Raw genomic sequence first — 17,030 nt, forward strand, 5'->3', positions numbered from 1 at the left:
TGCCGGCAGGTGGCGCGAGCCTGACGAGCGGCGGCGGGCGCCTCTCATGCATGGTTCAGCACGTCCCCAGCTGCCACACCAGCTTGTCCCGGTCTTTTTCCAACAGCTGCACTTCTACACCCTTGCTCGCCGAGCGGGTGATCACGACCGTCTTGTGGAAGTACGTGTACTGGACACTGACCGCGCCGCTGCTCTCGGTCCGCTTGACCTCGGCCCGGTCCAGATTGAGCTTCAGATTCTGCAGGATCTTCTGGTCAGTCCAGCCGGCGGACAGGCGGACATGGCGCGTGCGGTCGTCGCCATTGGCCTGCGGGTACATGCGTTCGCATGCCTGGGCGGTTGCGCTCGCCGACAGTGCGGCAAGCGTGAGCAGTCCTGCAGCGAGAAGGTTCACGGTATATGAGCGGGTCATGGCGAGGCGTCGATAAGGAACAAGCGCTCACTGTAGCAGCAAGCGTAGCTGCTCGGCATCAATCGCCTTGGTCAGACGACGGTCGAACCCCGCATCGATTGCCATCTGCCGATTTTTCAGCCGCTTCAGTCGCGCACAGCAGCGCGTTTTCGTAGGCGTGGCGCCCGGCCGAGCGAAACAGCGCCCAATGGTCGATGTCGGCGTCTCCTTCGCGCCGGCGCACGATGCTGAGCAGCACCGGCAGCCGCGTGCCGCCTGGCGTCAGCAGTTCGGTCTGGATGTCATGGATGGCGCCCTCGAGCTGCAGGCGCGGCGCGCAGCACGTGTGGTGGAACAGGCGCGCGCCGGCGGGCAGCAGCTCATTCACGGGCCGGCCTGCCAGGGCCCCGGGCGCCAGGCCCAGCCACGCGTGCAGGCTGGCGTTGGCGCTGACGATCATGCCGTTGGCATGGATTGCCATCAGGCCGCAGGCGGCCTGGTCGAAGAACAGGTCGGGTGCGGATAAGGCGTTCATGACGGATAACGTAGTGATTGGTGAAGGAACGCGTCGATGGCGTTCACGCTGGCAGTTGGCGCGCTCATGTGAGGGCAGTGGCCGACGTTCTCCACCAGCGCCAGGGTGCTGGCTGGCAGGTTCTGGTGCAGCCATTGCCCGACGGTGCGCGGGGCAATCAGGTCGTCGCTGCATTGCAGGATCAGGGCTGGCACCGTGGATTTCGGCACGTCGGCGCGGTGATCCGAGTGAAACGTGACGCCGGCAAAGTGGTGGGCGATCTCGGGATCGTTGCGGCAAAAGCTGGCGGTCAGCTCGGTAGACAGCTCGGGTTGGTTGGGTGCGCCCATGATGGCGGGCGCCAGGTTGTACGACCAGGCGATGAAGTTCGTCTCCATCGTCTCGAGTAGCTCGTCGATGTCGTCGCGCGTGAATCCACCGCTGTAGCCGCCGTCGTTGATGTAGCAGGGCGATGGGCTGACCATGACCTGGGCCATGAAGCGCTCGGGCGCCGCGATCGTGGCCAGCATGCCGATCGTGGCGCCGACCGAGTGGCCGACAAACAGGACGGGTCCGTCGGCGTACTCGTCGATGATGGCCAGCAGGTCGTCGGCGTGGCCTTGCAGCGTGGCGTGGCGGTCGCGGTCATACGCGGCCAGGTCCGAGCCGCCAGAGCCTGCCAGATCATAGGTAAGAACGCGGAACCGGTCCTGGTAGGCGGGCGCGAGATAGCGCCACATCGTCTGGTCGCAGCCGAAGCCATGGGCAAATACCATCGTGGCAGTGCCCTGGCCGGCAAGGTGAACGTTATGGCGGAGCTGGGCGGACATTGAATGCCTTCTTATCAATTCACGCTGATATACGCAAAAAATAACACCATTTTTGCGTAATGTCAGCAACTGGGAATGCAAAAGGCGTTAGTCGTGGTCGTCGTTCTCGCCGGCACGTGTTAATTGCGGGATCACCTTGACCAGCAGGATGCGTGGGCCGTTCATCTTCTTGACCACGACATCGAACTGCGGGAAGCCGATGCGCTGGCCCTGCTTGGGGATGTCGCCCAGCTTGGCCATCAACAGGCCGCCGACCGATTCCACGTCGTCCAGGCCCATCTGCTCGTTGTCGATGTCGATCCCCAGCAGGCGCTCGAGCGAGAAGATCGGCAGGCTGGCCTTGCCGATCCAGGTGCCGTCGGCCTGCTTGAGCCAATCGTTTTCGTTCATGCGGAATTCGTCGCGGATTTCGCCGACCATCGCGCCCAGCAGATTGTCGAGCGTGACGAAGCCGACCGGGCGCTTGCCCTTTTCGCCGATCAGGGCGAAGTGGGGGGCGCCGCCGCGAAAGCGCCGGAAGATATCCTGCGCCGGCGTGCGCGCCGAGATCGATTCGACGGGCCGCAGGAACTGGGTCAGGTCGCCGATCGGGCGGCCCGACTGCAGCGCGAAATACAGGTCCTTCAGGTGGACGATGCCGATGACTTCTTCGCCGTCCTTGTCAAAATAGGGATAGCGCGAAAACCGGTTGCGGCGCACCGTTTCCAGGTTCTGCTCGAGCGTGCGGCTGGCGTACAGTGCGCTGACCTCGTTGATCGGGCGCATCAGCTCGGACACGGCCAGCTGGCTGAAGTCGAGCGACTGGGCCAGGATGTTGCGGTCGTCCTGCGTGATTTTTTCGGCCGGGTTGCTGGTGCGCAGGATGAGTTTCAGTTCATCGAGCGAGTAGTGGTGGTCATGGCCGCCCGCGCCGGCCAGGCCCGCCACGCGCAGCAGGGTGTTGGCGCTGGCATTGAGCACGGCGATGGCCGGGTACATCGCCCAGTAGAAGGCGTACAGCGGCATGGCGCACCACAGCGCCACCGATTCCGGCAGGCGGATGGCCAGCGTTTTTGGCGCCAGTTCGCCAACCACGATGTGCAGGAACGAGATCACCGAGAACGCGACCACGAACGAAATGCTGTGGATCAGCTCTTCGGACGTCACGCCGGCAAAGGCGAACACCGGTTCGAGCAGGCTGGCAAAGGCCGGTTCGCCCACCCAGCCCAGGCCCAGCGAGGCCAGCGTGATGCCGAGCTGGCAGGCCGAGAGGTAGGCGTCGAGCTTGCCGTGCACCTTTTCCAGGATGCGGCCACGCAGGCCGCTCGTCTTGGCGATGGCGCGCACGCGGGTCTTGCGCAGGGTGACGATGCTGAATTCCGCCGCCACGAACAAGCCGTTCAGCGCGACCAGGAATAACGCGAGAACGAGGAAGAGAATATTTTCCATGCTGGAGATGTATTAACAAAAGGCAAAGCCAAGAGGGCATTGTACAGCCCAAACCGGTCTTATCCGTCTGCCAACGCGCCTTTGTGCACTGCCGACAGGATCGCTTCCACAGCCGGATGCTTGATCTTGCGTTCATTCGAGATCGCATAGAAGTGCTCGCGCACTTCCGGCACCCGCCCGACCAGCTCGGCGCCGAGTTGATAATCGATGTCCGCCGCCGGCGCGGCCGGCGTGAAAAACAGGCCCAGCCCGCGCCGCCCGAACGTGTTCAATAGCGCGTTGTCTTCGAATTCGCCGACCACGTCGGGCCGGATCGCGTGGCGCTCGAACCAGTCGTCGATTTTGCCGCGCAGGGCGTTGTTGCGCGTCGGGAGCAGGAACGGCGCATTGTGCAGCGAGGCAGGAAAGTCGGCGCGATAGTCGCGCGCCAGGGCCGGGGCGCCGACGACGAACATCTCGCTCTCGGACAGAAGATGGCTGAACACACGCAGCGTGGTGCCGGTGGGCACGGCGCGGTCGGTCAGCACGACGTCGAGCTTGTGCAGCGCCAGGTCGCCCAGCAGCGCTTCGTACTGGTCTTCATGGCACACCAGGCGCACCGGCGTGGCCAGCTGGGTGGTCACTTCCAACAGGCGGTAGGCAGTGAACTTGGGCAGCGAGTCGGAAATGCCCACCGCCAGGCGGATGCGCGCGCTGTCGGACGCATCGAGCGCCTCCTGCATCTGCTCGCCCAGCAGGAAGATCTGGTCGGCGTACGACAGCGCCAGGCGCCCGGCTTCGGTGAGGTTCAGGCGCCGGCCCTGCTGGGTGAACAGGGCCTTGCCGAACGCCTGTTCAAGTAAGGTAAGCTGCGTGCTGACGGTCTGGATGGCCAGGCCAAGGCGGTCGGCAGCGCGGGTAATGCTGCCTTCCTTGGCAACCACCCAGAAATAGTACAGGTGGCGAAAATTGGGGAGTGCGTGGCTCATGGCTTCTGTTTTTCGGAAGTAATCCTTCAATTATCTTCGCTTTTTCAAAAGCATGACAAGCTTTACAATGTAACGCGCAACACCGTTTTTCAACATAAATAATAGGGGAATTCCAATGAAGTACTTTACCTGGTCATTCATCGTGACCGCGGTCTGCCTGGCCCTCGCGGCCTGGTGGGGATTCGAGCACGGCGGCGTGTCGGGCCTGGTCACCGCGCTGGGCGTGGCGACCATTCTGGCCGTCATGGAAGTGTCACTGTCGTTCGATAACGCAGTGGTCAACGCCTCGGTGCTCAAGACCTGGGACGAGTTCTGGATCAAGCTGTTCCTGGGCGTCGGCATCATCATCGCCGTGTTCGGCATGCGTTTGGTGTTCCCGCTGGTTATCGTGGCCGTGGCGGCCGACCTGGGCGCGATGGAAGTCTGGGACCTGGCGTTGTCGGATCCAAAAGCCTTCTCGATGCACCTGACCAATCACCATGCTGAAGTGGCGGCATTCGGCGGCATGTTCCTGCTGCTGGTGTTCCTCAACTTCATGCTGGACGATGAAAAAGAAACCCACTGGCTGGGCAACTTCGAAGCAAAACTGGGTTCGCTCGGCAAGGTGTCGTCGATCGCTGTCATGGTCGCCATCGCCGCGCTGCTGTTCAGCCTGACGTATGTTGATGAAGCGCAGAAGATGGTCGTTGCCATTGCTGGTATGTGGGGCATCCTGGTCTACGTTGCAGTCGATATGCTCAGCAGCCTGCTGGAAAAGAGCGAGTCGGGCGGCGGCGCCGTCGGTGACGCGGTCAAGAAGGGCGGTATCGGCGGTTTCCTGTATCTGGAAGTGCTCGATGCATCGTTCTCGTTCGACGGCGTGATCGGCGCGTTCGCCATCACCAGCGACGTCGTGATCATCATGCTGGGCCTGGCAATTGGCGCGATGTTCGTGCGTTCGATGACCGTGTTCCTGGTGCGCAAGGGCACGCTCGATGAATACGTCTACCTCGAGCACGGCGCGCATTACGCGATCGGTATCCTGGCCGTGATCATGCTGGCCAGTATGAAATGGCACGTGCCAGAGCTGATCACCGGCGGTGTGGGCGTGGCCTTCATCCTGGCGTCGCTGTGGAGCTCGATTCAGTACAAGAAGAAGCACGCCGCATTGGGCGAGGCTTAACGTAGGGTCGGCGGGTCACCCGCCGACGCGTTCAAATCACGCGTGAATGTTCACGTGAGGCGATTGGACGCGTCGGCGGCGAAGCCGCCAACCCTGCAGGTGCAGCAGCCATACCGCACCAACAAGCACGACAGAATTCGCGGCGAGTGGCAGAACACCAGCTCGCGGCGCTTGCAACCCGGTGTTCATATTTAGGAGATTCTCACCATGGCAATCAGTCTGCAAAAAGGCGGCAACGTCAACCTGTCCAAAGAAGCGCCAGGCCTGACGTCGCTGAAAGTCGCACTCGGCTGGGACATCCGCGCCACCGACGGCGCAGCCTTCGACCTCGACGGCGCTGTGTTCTTGCTCAATTCGTCCGGCAAAGTCCGTTCGGATGGCGACTTCATCTTCTACAACAACCTGAAATCCGCCGATGGTTCGATCGTCCACTCGGGCGACAACACCACCGGCGCCGGCGACGGCGACGATGAATTCGTCACCATCGACCTGACCAAAGTGCCGGCCGACGTCGACAAGGTCGTGCTGGGCGTGACCATTCACGATGCCGAAACCCGTCGTCAGAACTTCGGCATGGTCGGCAAGGCGTTCATCCGCTGCGTCAACAACGCCACCAACGCCGAAGTGGCGCGCTACGACCTGTCGGAAGATGGTTCGACCGAAGCGGCCATGATCTTCGGTGAGGTCTACCGCAATGGCGCGGACTGGAAATTCCGCGCGATCGGCCAGGGCTTTGCCGGCGGCCTGGGCCCTCTGGCCCGCAACTACGGCGTCAACGTTTAATCAGTCTAGTCGTGGCGGTCCACGTCATCGTGGACCGCCTCATGAAAGGAAGCCAAATGCCAGTATTTACCGTGACCGGGGATATCGATCCTTTCCTTCATGTGTCGATGAAGCAGGGCGAGACCATCTATTGCGAATCCGACGCGATGGTGATGATGGAATCGACCCTCGACCTCAAAGGCAAGATGAAGGGCGGACTCGGTAGTGCGCTGATGCGCACCTTTGCCAACGGCGAGTCGTTCTTCCAGCAGCACATCGAAGCCACGCGCGGCGATGGCGACTGCCTGCTCTCGCCAACCCTGCCGGGTGCGATGCAGGCCGTCGATGTCGGCCCGAACCACTACATCATCAGCGATGGCGCGTTCGTCGCGGCCACGTCCGGCGTCGACCTCAAGGTGCGCACGCAAAGCCTCGGCAATGCGCTGTTCGCCAACAGTGGCGGCTTTTTCGTCACCGAGACGGGCGGCCAGGGCCAGGTGGTGGTGTCGGGGTTCGGGTCGATGTCGGTGCTCGATGTCGAGCCGGGCAAGGACGCGATCATCGACAACTCGCACGTGGTCTGCTGGGACAGCACGCTGCGCTACGAGATTTCGATCACCACCGGCACCAGCGGCGGCTTCCTGGGTAACCTGATCAATAGCCAGACCAGCGGCGAGGGCATGGTCCTGCGCTTCTCGGGTCGTGGCAAGGTCTATGTATGTTCGCGCAACCGGGCTGCATTCAAAGCCTGGATGCAGCAACCAGCGAAATAACGGAGGAACACAATGTCAGTCAATCTGCAAAAGGGCCAGAAGATCTCCCTGGACAAGGAAGCCGGTGGCGGCCTGTCCCGCGTGACCATGGGTCTGGGCTGGGATGCCATCAAGTCGAAGGGTTTCTTCGGCTTCGGCGGCGGCAAGTCCGAAGCAGTCGACCTGGACGCATCGGTCGTCATGTTCGACGAGTCGAACAAGCCGATCGACGTGATCTGGTTCCGCCAGCTCAAGAGCAAGGACGGCAGCATCGTGCACACGGGCGACAACCGCACCGGCGCCGGTGATGGCGACGACGAGCAGATCACCGTCGACCTGACCGCCGTGCCGGCATCGGTCAAGGCGCTGGTCTTCACGGTCAACAGCTTCACCGGGCAAACCTTCGCCACGGTCGAAAACGCCTACTGCCGCCTGATCAATGCGGGCAACCAGCAGGAAGTCGCCCGCTTCAACCTGTCGGTGACGGGTTCGCACTCGGCGCAGATCATGGCCAAGCTGTACCGCCATGGCGGCGAGTGGAAGATGCATGCGATCGGCGAGAACGGCAATGGCCGTACGTTCGATGATCTGATGCCGCAGATTTCAGTGCACCTGTAATTTGGGGGTATTGCTTGAATGAAGAACCGGGGCCGCGTGCCCCGGTTTTTTTTGCCTGTCGTGATTGTTACTGGTAATCCTGGCACATTTCCGTGCACACGTTTTCGACTGCATCCTCGAAGTCCGCGGTCAGGTCTGCCTTTTCTTCTTCCAGTTGCTTGAGTTTCTGCAGATCGGTTTCCCGGCTCTGCTTTTGTGCATGCTCGGCCAGCGCTTTCCGGTAGCGCTCCATCTTTGGCGCATCCTGTACTACCAGGGTGCAGCGACGCTCGCACTCCTGTTTTGCAGGCGAGGCCATCATGGCGACGGCGCTCGTTGAAAACATACCTGCCAGCAGGCACAAGGCGACGATTTTTTTCATGAACTTCCTTCCAGATTTTAAAGTTGGGTATTGAATCGAATGATGAAGCGCGGGTCATTCGATGACCTGGTGGCGCGCCGTACCAGGCCGGCGCCTTCCAGGTAGTCGTCGATCCGCGTTTTGTCCTGCGGCAGCAGATTGTCGAGATTGAACCGCAAGGTCGTGGTCTTGCTGATGGTCCAGCTCGCGTTGAGATTCAGGGTGCGCTTGCTCGATTCGAAGACGCGCTGGTTGACGCTGTGACGTACCCAGTCGTCCGGCAAATAACTGGCGTCGACGCCGAGCGTAACCGGCCACGCCTTGAGTGCATAGCTGCCGCCGATCTTGACGCTCCACGGCGATTGGTCGGCGATCTGGTTGTCAGGGCCGGGCAGGTCGTTGAGCGTCGAGTCGGCCACGCCGATACTGCCGCTTAGTTCCAGACTGGCGAACCTGGCCGCGAGGTCCTTGCCCGCCAGCCGCGCTTCCAGGCTCAGCCCGCGCACTTTCGCCTGCCCCAGGTTCGCCTGGCGAATCACGTAGCGCGGCGTAGCGGCCCAGGGCACGTCGGCCAGCGCGACTTCAGTGCCGGTCTTGTTGCTGATATCGCGGGCGTAAAATTCCAGCTGCACTTCGCTGTCCCGTCCGAAGCCATGCGCGTACGAGAGGTTCAGACCCAGCGCGCGCTCGGGTTGCAGGAACGGGTTGCCACTGTAGTCGGCCGTATCGACCGTGTTGGCGCCGCATAGCTGCCAGTTCGGGCACGGGGCGAACGTATTGATCGTGGGACGCAACTGCAATTCATCCTCGAACGGCGGGCGGAAGCTGCGCGCGAGCGACATGCGCAGCTGACGCTTGCGGTTGCCGCCGATGCGCTGCGATACGTGGGCCGAGGGTGACCACATGGTGAAGCCACTGCGGTTGCTGGCAGCGCCTTCGTACAGCCTGAAATTGCGCCGTTCGACCGACGTGCCCAGGTTCAATGCCCAGATGCGATTGATGCGCCACTCGTCCTGCACGAACAGCCGTGCGCTCTTGGTGCGGCTCGCGCTTCGTGGACCCAGCACCGACAGGCTGTAGTCCGGCTGGCCGTCGATCCGGTCGTCGTACAGGGTATCGGACTCGTTGCGTGCAAGCTTGGCCCCGGCCGTGATGGCGTGGCCCTTCTTGCGCTTGGTATCGATAGTCAGATCGAGGAAATCGTTTTTCGTATCCACGTCGCGGCGATAGTCACGCCGGAGGACGCCGCTATCGGACCAGTTTTCCAGACGCGTTGTGCGCTCATCCCCCCGGCCGCCAGTCGTTTTCAGTTCGACGGCAAGGCTGCTGTCGGCATCGATCTGCCAGTTCCAGCGCAGGGGCAGGTAATAGTAGCGCGTCGGTGCATTGCCGTTCTGGTCGGCAAACAGCGTCGTGTTGTCCTGCCAGAAGCGTCGTTCGCGGCTGCTGCCCGAATTGTCCAGCCAACTGAGGTTCGGACTGACGACGAGCGTGTGGTCGGGCTGGAATTTCCAGCTCACTTCGCCACTCGCACTGAGCATGCGCGGCTGGTCCAGCCTGGACAGCGCACCGTCGAAGTCGCGCACCAGCCGCTCGCCGACCGTCTGCGTGTAGTCACTCCGTGATGATGAGCGCGTATGCCGGGCCGACAGGTTCACGAGGTAAGAAAATCTGCTGTCGGCAACTTGCCCGCCGGTCGACCAGGCCGCATCCCCACCCAACCTGCCGTCTCGTGAAACGAGGCTGGTACGCAGCTGACTGGTTGCCTTGCGCACGGCCTTGCGCCGGATGATATTGATCGTGCCGGCGATGCCGAACGGTCCGGTCGCCGCCGTCGTGGTCTTGATGATTTCCATGCCATCGACCTGCGTCAGATCGATTTCCATCGGATTGCCCTGATAAGGCATGCCGTCCACCAGAATCTGCGTATAGCCGGGCAAGCCAAGCAGGCCGATGCGGCCATCCTTGCCGACAGTGACGGCCGGCTCGCGCGCCAGCAGCTCGCCCGTGTTTTGCAGGCCGCTTGCGGCGATGCGCGCCTTGCCGACGATGATTTTACCGGCCACGAAATCCTGGCCCGCTTCGAGGTCGGTTTGGCTGCCATTGACGACAACTTGGTGGGGCGGGGCGGCGATCGGTGGTTCAGCCCGGGCCAGGGCTGGCAGGCAAACGGCGAAACAGGTCAGTGCCCAACGCATCCGGGCAGCGCCAGCCTGCGAGGCGACGCATGCCAATGCCAATACAGCAAGTAATTTGTTCATCGCTTTTGCTGTTGTTAAAGTCTGGTTTCCAGCCGAAGCGCGATGCGCGAATGGTTGGACGTCGCCGTCGTGCGCCGTACGACATCGGCCACGCCCAGATACTCATCGATACGCGACCGGTTGTGCGACAGCAGATTGTCGAGATTGAGCACCAGCCTGGTCTGCTTGCTGACGGTCCAGCTTGCGTTCATGCCCAGCACGAGCTTGCTGGACTCATACACGCGCTGGCGCACGCTGTCGCGCACCCACTCGTCCGGCAGATAACTGGCGTCGACGCCCAGTTTGACCGGCACGGCCTGCAGCGTGTAACTGCCGCCGATCTTGGCGCGCCACGGCGACTGGCCGGAGATATGGTTGTCAGGGCCGGGCAGGTCGCTCAGCGCGGAATCGGCCAGGCCCACGCTGCCGTGCAGATCCAGGCGCGCCAGCTGTTTGCCCAGGTCCTTGCCCGAGAGTCGCGCTTCGATGTTCAGGCCGCGAATCCTGGCCGTGCCCAGATTGGCCTGGCGGCCGATATAGCGGGGCGTCCCCGCCCACGGCACATCGGCCAGCACAATCTCGTAGCCGGTCTTGTTGCTGATGTCGCGCGAGTACGCCTCGAGCGTGACGTCGCTGTCCTTGCCGATGCCGTGGCTGTACGACAGGTTCACGCCCAGCGCCCGCTCGGGCTGCAAGGCAGGATTGCCGGCGGTGTCGGCGGTGTCGAGCGTGTTGGCGCCGCACAGCACTTGAGCACGGCACGGTGCGAATGTATTGATCACGGGGCGCCACAGCAGCTCGTCAAAGAACGGCGCCCGATAACTGCGCGCGACCGACAGCCGAAGCTGGCGTTTGCGGTCGGCGCCGATCTTGCGCGACACATGCAGCGACGGCGCCCACATCGTGAAGCGGGGCCTGCTGCTGGCCGTGCCTTCGCGCAGCCGGTAGGCGCGCCGCTCGACCGAACTGCCGAGGTTCATGGCCCAGGTGCGGTTGATGCGCCATTCGTCCTGGAAAAACAGCTGGCTGCTCGTCAAGCGTGCCGTGTCGTTCTGGCCCAGGACCGACAGGCTGTAATCGGGCAGGCCATTGAAGAAGTCGGCGTAGGTATTGTTTGCCCGGTTGTGCGCGAACTTGGCGCCCGCCGTCAGCGCATGCCCGTTCTCGAACTCGGTCGCGTAATCCACGTGCAGGAAGGTATTGGTGTTGACGGACGTCGGGGTTGAGGCCAGCTCGTCCACGGTGGCGACGTTGCGTGGATCGTTGCTGGTATCGACGCGCAAGGCGTCGCTGTCAACGTGGACACGGTTCACGTTCAGCTTCACGCTCAGGGTGCTGTCCGGATCGATGCGCCAATCCCAGCGCAGGGGAATGCCGAACGTCGCCATCGCGCTGTTGCCATCCTGGCGGGTGAGCAGGGCGCTGCCGTCGCGCCAGAAGCGCTGTTGGCGGCTGCGTCGAGGCCCGCCGAAATAACCGGCTTCAGGACTGAACGTCAGTGTGTGTGCGCTGTCGATGTTCCAGGTGAGTTCGCCTGAAGCATTGACGATGTTCGATGCATTGCGGTTGCGCGCCTGCCCGCTATAGTCCAGAGCGGGCGCTGCGAAGGCGCTCTCGCGGGTCGCCATGTAATCCATGCGACTGGACACCGGCTTGTGCATGGCCGACAGCCGCACGCTGTAGATGAGCGGCTTGCCCTCGAGCGGGCCGCCCGTCGACCACGCCAGGTCGGCGCCCGGCAGCCCGGCCGCCGTCGAGACCCCGGCATTGACTTGCGCGAGCCGTGTTTTCTGCGCCTTGCGGCGGATGATATTGATCGTGCCGGCGATGCCGATCGGCCCGGTTGCAGCGGTGCTGGATTTGATGATCTCGATGCGCTCGACATGCACCAGGTCGAGCGTGAACGTGTCGCCCTGGGGCGGCATGCCGTCGACCAGAATCTGCGTATAGCCGGGCAAGCCAAGCAGGCCGATGCGGCCATCCTTGCCGACGCTGACAGACGGCTCACGGCCCAGCAGCTCGCCCACATTCTGCAGGCCGCTCGCGGCGATGCGCGCCTTGCCGATCACGATCTTGCCGGCCACGAAGTCGCGGCCTGCTTCGACGTCGCCCTGGCTGCCATTGACGACAACTTGCTGGGGCGGGGCGGTAATTGTCGGTTCAGCCCGGGCCAGGGCTGTCAGGCAGACGGCAAGACAGGTCAGTACAAAACGCATCCGGTGACATCTCGTGAGAAAACCGCAACAATCTTAGCAGCCGGACCGTCGCGAATTCTCAAACAATGTCACGCTGGTAAAAAAGCCGCCGGTTGGCGGCCCTGGTGTCAGTGCGTATGGGGCGCCGCCTCGCCAAGCGGGCTCATGTAATCATCGTCCGCGACTTTTTCGAGCCACGTGACGGCCACGCCATCGAGCGCCTCCTGCACTGCGATGTGGGTCATCGACGTCGTCGCCGACGCGCCGTGCCAGTGCTTGTGGCCCGGCGGGCACCAGATGGTGTCGCCAGCGCGAATCTCGACCTTGGCCTCGCCCTCGCACTGGGTCCAGCCGCAGCCGGCGGTCACGATCAGGATTTGTCCCAGCGGATGGGTGTGCCAGGCCGAGCGTGCTCCCGGCTCGAAGGTCACGCTCGCGGCCGAGACGCGCGCCGGCGCCGTGCCGGTGGCGAGCGGGTCGATGCGGACAGTGCCGGTGAAATAGTCGTCGGGGCCTTTGGCCGATGGTTGCGAGCCTGCGCGTTTGAGGATCATGTCGATTCCTTTTCGGTGGTGTGATGTGTGGTTGTCGAAGGTTGTGCGGCTGTCTTGCGGCGCGCCGGCACGATGAACGCGACGACCAGCGCCAGCGCCAGCGCCAGCATGATCGTCGAGGCGGTGAACGCATAGGTGACCCGGTGCGCCGTCAGGGCGTCGCCCTGCAACACGTCGGCGCCGATCGCGCCAATGGCAATCAGCACCGCCAGCCCGAGCGCGCTGCCGATCTGGTGCACCACATTGACCACGCCCGATGCGGCGCCCGCATCGGCCCGCGCGACGCCCTTGATGCCCGACACCGTCAGCGGCCCGAGCGTCAAGCCCTGGCCGGCGCCGATCAGTATCATCGGCAGCGCCACCGCCGTGAGATAGACGCTGTCGGGCGTCGCCCGGCTCAGCCAGGCCAGGCCGGCCACGCACAGCGCGAGGCCGACGGCCAGGATCAGCGCGTTATCGAGGCGGCGCGTCAGGCGCGGCAGCAGCATGGCGAAGATGAAATTGACGATCGTCGCCGGCAGGAAGGCCAGGCCCGTCACGGTCGCGCCATAGTGCAGCTCGTCCTGCAGATACAAGGTCGTGAAAAAGAAGAACCCGATCATGCCGCCCATGAACAGCAGGCGCGCCGCGTAGGCGGCCGTGCGCTCGCTGCTGGCGAACAGGCGTGGCGGCATGATCGGCTGCGCCGCCCGGCGTTCGATGGCGACGAAGGCGCACAGCAAGGCCAGCGCGCCAAAGATCGCGGCCAGCGTGATGGTGTCGCTCCAGCCCGCTTCGGACGAACGGATGAAGCTGTACACGAGCGCGCCCACGCCGAGCGTCGAGGCCAGCGCCCCGGGCACATCGAACCGTCCGCCGCCACGCCCTGTTTCGCCGATGTAGTGCCACGCCGCCAGCATCATGGCCAGGCCGATGGGCAGGTTGACGAAAAAGCCGACGCGCCACGACAGCGACTGCGCAAGGATCCCGCCCAGCACCAGCCCGACACTGGCAGCCACGCCAGCCACCGCGCTGTACCACGACACGGCGCGGGTGCGTTCGGGGCCTTCGGCAAACGTGGTTTGCAACAGCGCCAGCGTCGACGGCGCCAGGATGGCCGAGCCGAGGCCCTGGACGGCGCGCGCGGCAATCATCAGCGCGGGCGACGCCGCCATGCCGATGGCCACCGAGGCGATCGTAAACACGGCCAGGCCGGCGATGAGCATGCGCCGCCGTCCGAAGATGTCGCCGGCGCGCGCCGACAGCAGCAAGAAGCCGCCGAAGGTCAGCGTGTAGGCGCTTTGCACCCAGGCCAGGGCGCTGTCGGAAAAGCCCAGGTCGCGCTGGATATGCGGCAAGCCGGTGAGCACGATGGACGTGTCGAGGATGATCATCACGTAACTGACGAGGATGATCGCGAGGATCGCCATCTTGTTGGGCGCTGCGGGAGAGTGGGTGGTCACGATGGGAAAGCCTGGCAAAGGAGTTACTGTACGGACCGCCACGGCCACTGACTAGCCACCCTGGACCGCATGCGCTTATTAACTCAGGTAATGAATCGCAGCGATTGACATCACGGATATTCACGTTTACTGTATCAGCCAACTAATACACTAATACACTAATACGCAATGGCCCATTCACTGTTCTCGATCATCCCCGGGTCTTCCGAGCCGATTTACCGGCAGTTGGTGGATCAGGTGCGGCGCCTGGTCGCCGGCGGCCAGCTGGCGCCGGGCGCGGCGCTGCCGTCGGTGCGCGAAGTGGCCCAGCAATTGACCGTCAATCCGATGACGGTCTCCAAGGCCTACGGCCTGCTCGAACTCGAAGGCGTGCTCGACCGCCGGCGCGGCGTCGGCATGGTGGTGGCCGATCGCGTCGCCGGCGCGGACGCCATGGTTGACGCCGCCGATCGCGCCGCGCTGCTGCGGCCGACACTGGAGCGCGCCGCGCGCGAGGCGCGCGAACTCGAACTCGACCCGGCCACCGCGCTCGCTCTTTTCACACTCATCCTCAAGGAATCACCGTGACACCATCCCCCATCCAGATGCGCGGCGTGGCCAAGCACTTCGGCAGCAAGGCCATTCTCGACAACCTCGACTGGGAAGTGCGGCCGGGGCAGGTGATCGGCCTGCTCGGGCGCAATGGCGCCGGCAAGTCGACGCTGATGGAATGCCTGCTGGGCCTGCGCGAAATCGATGGCGGCAGCGTCACGCTGTTCGGCGAACCGCTGAACGCGCTGACGGATGCGACGCGCGCCCGCATCGGCTACGTCCCGCAGAAATCGGGCCTGTTCGAGTGGATGACGGCGCTGCAGATGCTCGACTACTTCAAGGCCATGTACCCGCGCTGGAACGACGCGAAGGTCGACCTGCTGCTGGACCGCTGGGGCTTCGATGGCCTCATGCGCAACAAGCCGATCCGCAGGCTGTCGGGCGGCGAGCAGCAGCGCCTGTCGATCATCCGCGCGCTGGCCCACGATCCCGACCTGCTGGTGCTCGACGAGCCGGCCTCGGCGCTCGACCCGGCGGGCCGCCGCAGCTTTCTGGCCGAGCTGGTCGACGGGGTGATCGAGCAGGGCACCACGGTGGTGTTCTCGACGCACATCCTGACCGACCTCGAACGCGTGGCGCCGGACGTCGCGTTTCTGAAGGATGGCCGGATCGCGCTGCAGGGCGAGCTCGACACGCTACTCGATGGCGCGCGCCGCGTGATCGGCCCGGCCAGCCTGCTGGGCGCGGCCTTGCCGGGCGAGTTGCGCCGCAGCCAGGCGGGCGACGGTTCGGTCTGCGTGATCGTGCAGGGCGGGGCGCCGCCCGCCGCCGCGCCGGGCGTGCGCATCGAGCCACTCGGGCTGGAAGACCTGTTCATCGAGGTCACGCGGTGAGCGCGCGGTTAGTTCAGTACCGCCTGCTGTGGCAAGCCGCGCATGCGCAAGCCCATCCGCGCGCGCAAGCGATCCTGTGGTCCGTCACCGTGATCCTGACCGTGGCCGTGACGGCGCTCATGGGGGCGGTGTATGGGGCGCAAGTCGCGGCCGGCTGGGCCTTGGCCACGCCGGCCGGGGTGCTGCTGTTCACCTGGACCATGGCGTTCATCCCGAGCGCCCTTGGTCTGAACCATCCCGCCAATGCACAACTGGTGCCGGGCATGCGCCGGCGCCTGATCGAACTGGCGCTGCTGGTCTGGTTTGCCGCGATTGGCCTGCTGGCCGCAGGAATGCTATTGATCCCTGACGCGTCCCCCTTGGTACTGCCGTTCGCCATGGCTGGCACGCTGGGCGTCGCCACCCTCATGGCGGGCGTGGGCGCCGGCGTGGTGCTGATGCTGCCGTTCTTCTTTTCATTCCTGAGCGCCGGATGGCAGGCGTGGTTGCGCGACGCCGCCGCGCAACCGGGCGTCATGTCGCTGGTGGCGACGGGCATGGCCGTCCTTGCCGTGCCAGTCGTGTGGACATTGTTTCCCCGTGGCGGCGAACGCCACTGGGCCATGCTCGAACATCGCGCGCTCATGATGGACGGCAGCGGCAAAGGCGTTTTTCTCGCTGGCCTGAAGCCGTACGTGCCGCAACGGCTGCGCCAGCGTCGCCTGAGCGCGCAGGGCACGCCGGGCGCGCTGCTGCTGCGGGCGCTGGGCCCCGACCTGTTCGCCTTGACGGCGTGGGGCTCTTTGGGCGCCGCACTGGCCTTTACGGGCATCACGTGGCACTTGCGCGGCACCTCTGCGGCCGGCGATCCGGCCCCCATATGGTTGCTCTCCGGCAGCTTCATATTGTGCGTCCCGCTGATGGCCGCCTCGGTGCCGGCCCTGCTGCCGCTCACCCGCGGCGAGCAGGCGCTGGTGCGGCTGGCCCCGGTGTCGCCCAACGATCCGGCCCGCTTCAACGCGCTGCTGGCCCGGACCATGCTGCGCCAGGGCCTGGCGATCTGGGCGTGGATATCGGTTGTCACGCTGTTGCTGGCCCTTGCCGGTGGCATACGCGGCATGGTGCTGGTGGGGCAGGCCTGCGTGTGCTGCATGACATTGCCGACCCTGGCCATCGTACTGCGCGACCATGCATGCATGCCGCGCTGGAGCGCGCTGTTCTACGGACTCGCGGCAGTTGGACTCGGCTGCATCGGCCCGATCGTTGGGGTCATCGGTTTCAAATGGCTGGGCTTGCCAGGCTGGCCCGTCGCGACGGTCACGGCGCTCGTGCTTGCCGTGGTTCTCGTGCGCGGGCGTTGGCGCCGGATGTGCGCCGCGCCGATCGCGTTCCCGGCCGGCCGTCTCGATTAGCAGCTTGGCATTGTTCCGT

At 64.2% G+C, this 17,030-nt stretch carries 17 protein-coding genes; 7 read left to right on the forward strand and 10 right to left on the reverse strand.

What is annotated here, in order from left to right; translation table 11 throughout:
- Nucleotides 1–55: 55 nt before the first annotated feature.
- The 5 genes from AB2N08_RS10325 to nhaR all read right to left on the reverse strand — a co-directional run bounded on the left by AB2N08_RS10325 (nt 56) and on the right by nhaR (nt 4,131).
- On the reverse strand, nt 56–412 hold the full coding sequence (locus tag AB2N08_RS10325) for a hypothetical protein (RefSeq protein WP_367610551.1): 357 nt from the start codon (nt 410–412) through the stop codon (nt 56–58).
- 58 nt (nt 413–470) lie between these two features.
- Nucleotides 471–926, reverse strand: a complete 456-nt coding sequence (locus tag AB2N08_RS10330) for a PAS domain S-box protein (protein ID WP_367610552.1) — start codon at nt 924–926, stop codon at nt 471–473.
- Entirely contained in the window at nt 923–1,735 is an 813-nt protein-coding gene (locus AB2N08_RS10335) for an alpha/beta fold hydrolase (protein WP_367610553.1), read from the reverse strand. Before AB2N08_RS10335 ends, AB2N08_RS10330 begins: the two co-directional genes overlap by 4 nt.
- An 87-nt stretch (nt 1,736–1,822) precedes the next feature.
- Nucleotides 1,823–3,163, reverse strand: coding sequence for a hemolysin family protein (locus AB2N08_RS10340; RefSeq protein WP_367610554.1), 1,341 nt, complete (start codon nt 3,161–3,163; stop codon nt 1,823–1,825).
- A gap of 59 nt (nt 3,164–3,222) precedes the next feature.
- Nucleotides 3,223–4,131, reverse strand: a complete 909-nt coding sequence (gene nhaR, locus AB2N08_RS10345; RefSeq protein WP_367610555.1) for a transcriptional activator NhaR — start codon at nt 4,129–4,131, stop codon at nt 3,223–3,225.
- 115 nt (nt 4,132–4,246) lie between these two features.
- Here nhaR and AB2N08_RS10350 point away from each other — a divergent pair, with 115 nt between their 5' ends.
- The 4 genes from AB2N08_RS10350 to AB2N08_RS10365 all read left to right on the forward strand — a co-directional run bounded on the left by AB2N08_RS10350 (nt 4,247) and on the right by AB2N08_RS10365 (nt 7,425).
- Complete coding sequence (locus tag AB2N08_RS10350) at nt 4,247–5,293, forward strand: DUF475 domain-containing protein (RefSeq protein WP_367610556.1); 1,047 nt, start codon at nt 4,247–4,249, stop codon at nt 5,291–5,293.
- A 207-nt stretch (nt 5,294–5,500) separates the two neighbouring features.
- Entirely contained in the window at nt 5,501–6,076 is a 576-nt protein-coding gene (locus AB2N08_RS10355) for a TerD family protein (protein ID WP_367610557.1), read from the forward strand.
- A gap of 56 nt (nt 6,077–6,132) precedes the next feature.
- Nucleotides 6,133–6,828, forward strand: a complete 696-nt coding sequence (locus tag AB2N08_RS10360; protein WP_367610558.1) for a TIGR00266 family protein — start codon at nt 6,133–6,135, stop codon at nt 6,826–6,828.
- 12 nt (nt 6,829–6,840) lie between these two features.
- On the forward strand, nt 6,841–7,425 hold the full coding sequence (locus tag AB2N08_RS10365) for a TerD family protein (RefSeq protein ID WP_367610559.1): 585 nt from the start codon (nt 6,841–6,843) through the stop codon (nt 7,423–7,425).
- A gap of 67 nt (nt 7,426–7,492) precedes the next feature.
- On the opposite strand, the gene AB2N08_RS10370 is transcribed toward AB2N08_RS10365, so the two are convergent.
- The 5 genes from AB2N08_RS10370 to AB2N08_RS10390 form a co-directional block, all read right to left on the reverse strand.
- On the reverse strand, nt 7,493–7,786 hold the full coding sequence (locus AB2N08_RS10370; protein WP_367610560.1) for a hypothetical protein: 294 nt from the start codon (nt 7,784–7,786) through the stop codon (nt 7,493–7,495).
- Between the two features lie 17 nt (nt 7,787–7,803).
- The gene (locus tag AB2N08_RS10375; protein WP_367610561.1) at nt 7,804–10,026 is read right to left on the reverse strand and encodes a TonB-dependent receptor plug domain-containing protein; all 2,223 of its coding nucleotides are present in this window, start codon (nt 10,024–10,026) and stop codon (nt 7,804–7,806) included.
- 14 nt (nt 10,027–10,040) lie between these two features.
- A complete protein-coding gene (locus tag AB2N08_RS10380; protein WP_367610562.1) occupies nt 10,041–12,221 on the reverse strand; it encodes a TonB-dependent receptor plug domain-containing protein in 2,181 nt (726 codons plus the stop codon).
- 107 nt (nt 12,222–12,328) lie between these two features.
- Nucleotides 12,329–12,754 carry a (R)-mandelonitrile lyase gene (locus AB2N08_RS10385; protein ID WP_367610563.1) on the reverse strand — a complete coding sequence of 142 codons (426 nt, stop codon included), beginning with the start codon at nt 12,752–12,754 and terminating at the stop codon, nt 12,329–12,331.
- Nucleotides 12,751–14,196: an MFS transporter gene (locus tag AB2N08_RS10390; RefSeq protein ID WP_367610564.1), complete on the reverse strand. Its 1,446-nt coding sequence runs from the start codon at nt 14,194–14,196 to the stop codon at nt 12,751–12,753. Before AB2N08_RS10390 ends, AB2N08_RS10385 begins: the two co-directional genes overlap by 4 nt.
- Nucleotides 14,197–14,364: 168 nt before the next feature.
- On the opposite strand from AB2N08_RS10390, the gene AB2N08_RS10395 reads away from it, so the two are divergent.
- The 3 genes from AB2N08_RS10395 to AB2N08_RS10405 are packed head-to-tail and all read left to right on the forward strand — an operon-like array spanning nt 14,365 to nt 17,011.
- Complete coding sequence (locus AB2N08_RS10395) at nt 14,365–14,763, forward strand: GntR family transcriptional regulator (RefSeq protein WP_367610565.1); 399 nt, start codon at nt 14,365–14,367, stop codon at nt 14,761–14,763.
- Complete coding sequence (locus AB2N08_RS10400; protein WP_367610566.1) at nt 14,760–15,620, forward strand: ABC transporter ATP-binding protein; 861 nt, start codon at nt 14,760–14,762, stop codon at nt 15,618–15,620. Before AB2N08_RS10395 ends, AB2N08_RS10400 begins: the two co-directional genes overlap by 4 nt.
- Nucleotides 15,617–17,011, forward strand: a complete 1,395-nt coding sequence (locus AB2N08_RS10405; protein ID WP_367610567.1) for a hypothetical protein — start codon at nt 15,617–15,619, stop codon at nt 17,009–17,011. The genes AB2N08_RS10400 and AB2N08_RS10405 overlap by 4 nt, the downstream gene beginning before the upstream one ends.
- Nucleotides 17,012–17,030 lie beyond the last annotated feature (19 nt).

It is taken from the genome of Massilia aurea, from assembly GCF_040790145.1.
In the GTDB taxonomy this organism is placed as follows: Bacteria; Pseudomonadota; Gammaproteobacteria; order Burkholderiales; family Burkholderiaceae_D; genus Telluria; species Telluria aurea_C.

Coding starts and splice junctions, on each gene's coding strand:
- AB2N08_RS10325 (WP_367610551.1), bottom strand. CDS start 412: ATGACCCGCTCATATACCGTGAACCTTCTCGCTGCAGGACTGCTCACG.
- AB2N08_RS10330 (WP_367610552.1), bottom strand. CDS start 926: ATGAACGCCTTATCCGCACCCGACCTGTTCTTCGACCAGGCCGCCTGC.
- AB2N08_RS10335 (WP_367610553.1), bottom strand. CDS start 1,735: ATGTCCGCCCAGCTCCGCCATAACGTTCACCTTGCCGGCCAGGGCACT.
- AB2N08_RS10340 (WP_367610554.1), bottom strand. CDS start 3,163: ATGGAAAATATTCTCTTCCTCGTTCTCGCGTTATTCCTGGTCGCGCTG.
- nhaR (WP_367610555.1), bottom strand. CDS start 4,131: ATGAGCCACGCACTCCCCAATTTTCGCCACCTGTACTATTTCTGGGTG.
- AB2N08_RS10350 (WP_367610556.1), top strand. CDS start 4,247: ATGAAGTACTTTACCTGGTCATTCATCGTGACCGCGGTCTGCCTGGCC.
- AB2N08_RS10355 (WP_367610557.1), top strand. CDS start 5,501: ATGGCAATCAGTCTGCAAAAAGGCGGCAACGTCAACCTGTCCAAAGAA.
- AB2N08_RS10360 (WP_367610558.1), top strand. CDS start 6,133: ATGCCAGTATTTACCGTGACCGGGGATATCGATCCTTTCCTTCATGTG.
- AB2N08_RS10365 (WP_367610559.1), top strand. CDS start 6,841: ATGTCAGTCAATCTGCAAAAGGGCCAGAAGATCTCCCTGGACAAGGAA.
- AB2N08_RS10370 (WP_367610560.1), bottom strand. CDS start 7,786: ATGAAAAAAATCGTCGCCTTGTGCCTGCTGGCAGGTATGTTTTCAACG.
- AB2N08_RS10375 (WP_367610561.1), bottom strand. CDS start 10,026: ATGAACAAATTACTTGCTGTATTGGCATTGGCATGCGTCGCCTCGCAG.
- AB2N08_RS10380 (WP_367610562.1), bottom strand. CDS start 12,221: ATGCGTTTTGTACTGACCTGTCTTGCCGTCTGCCTGACAGCCCTGGCC.
- AB2N08_RS10385 (WP_367610563.1), bottom strand. CDS start 12,754: ATGATCCTCAAACGCGCAGGCTCGCAACCATCGGCCAAAGGCCCCGAC.
- AB2N08_RS10395 (WP_367610565.1), top strand. CDS start 14,365: ATGGCCCATTCACTGTTCTCGATCATCCCCGGGTCTTCCGAGCCGATT.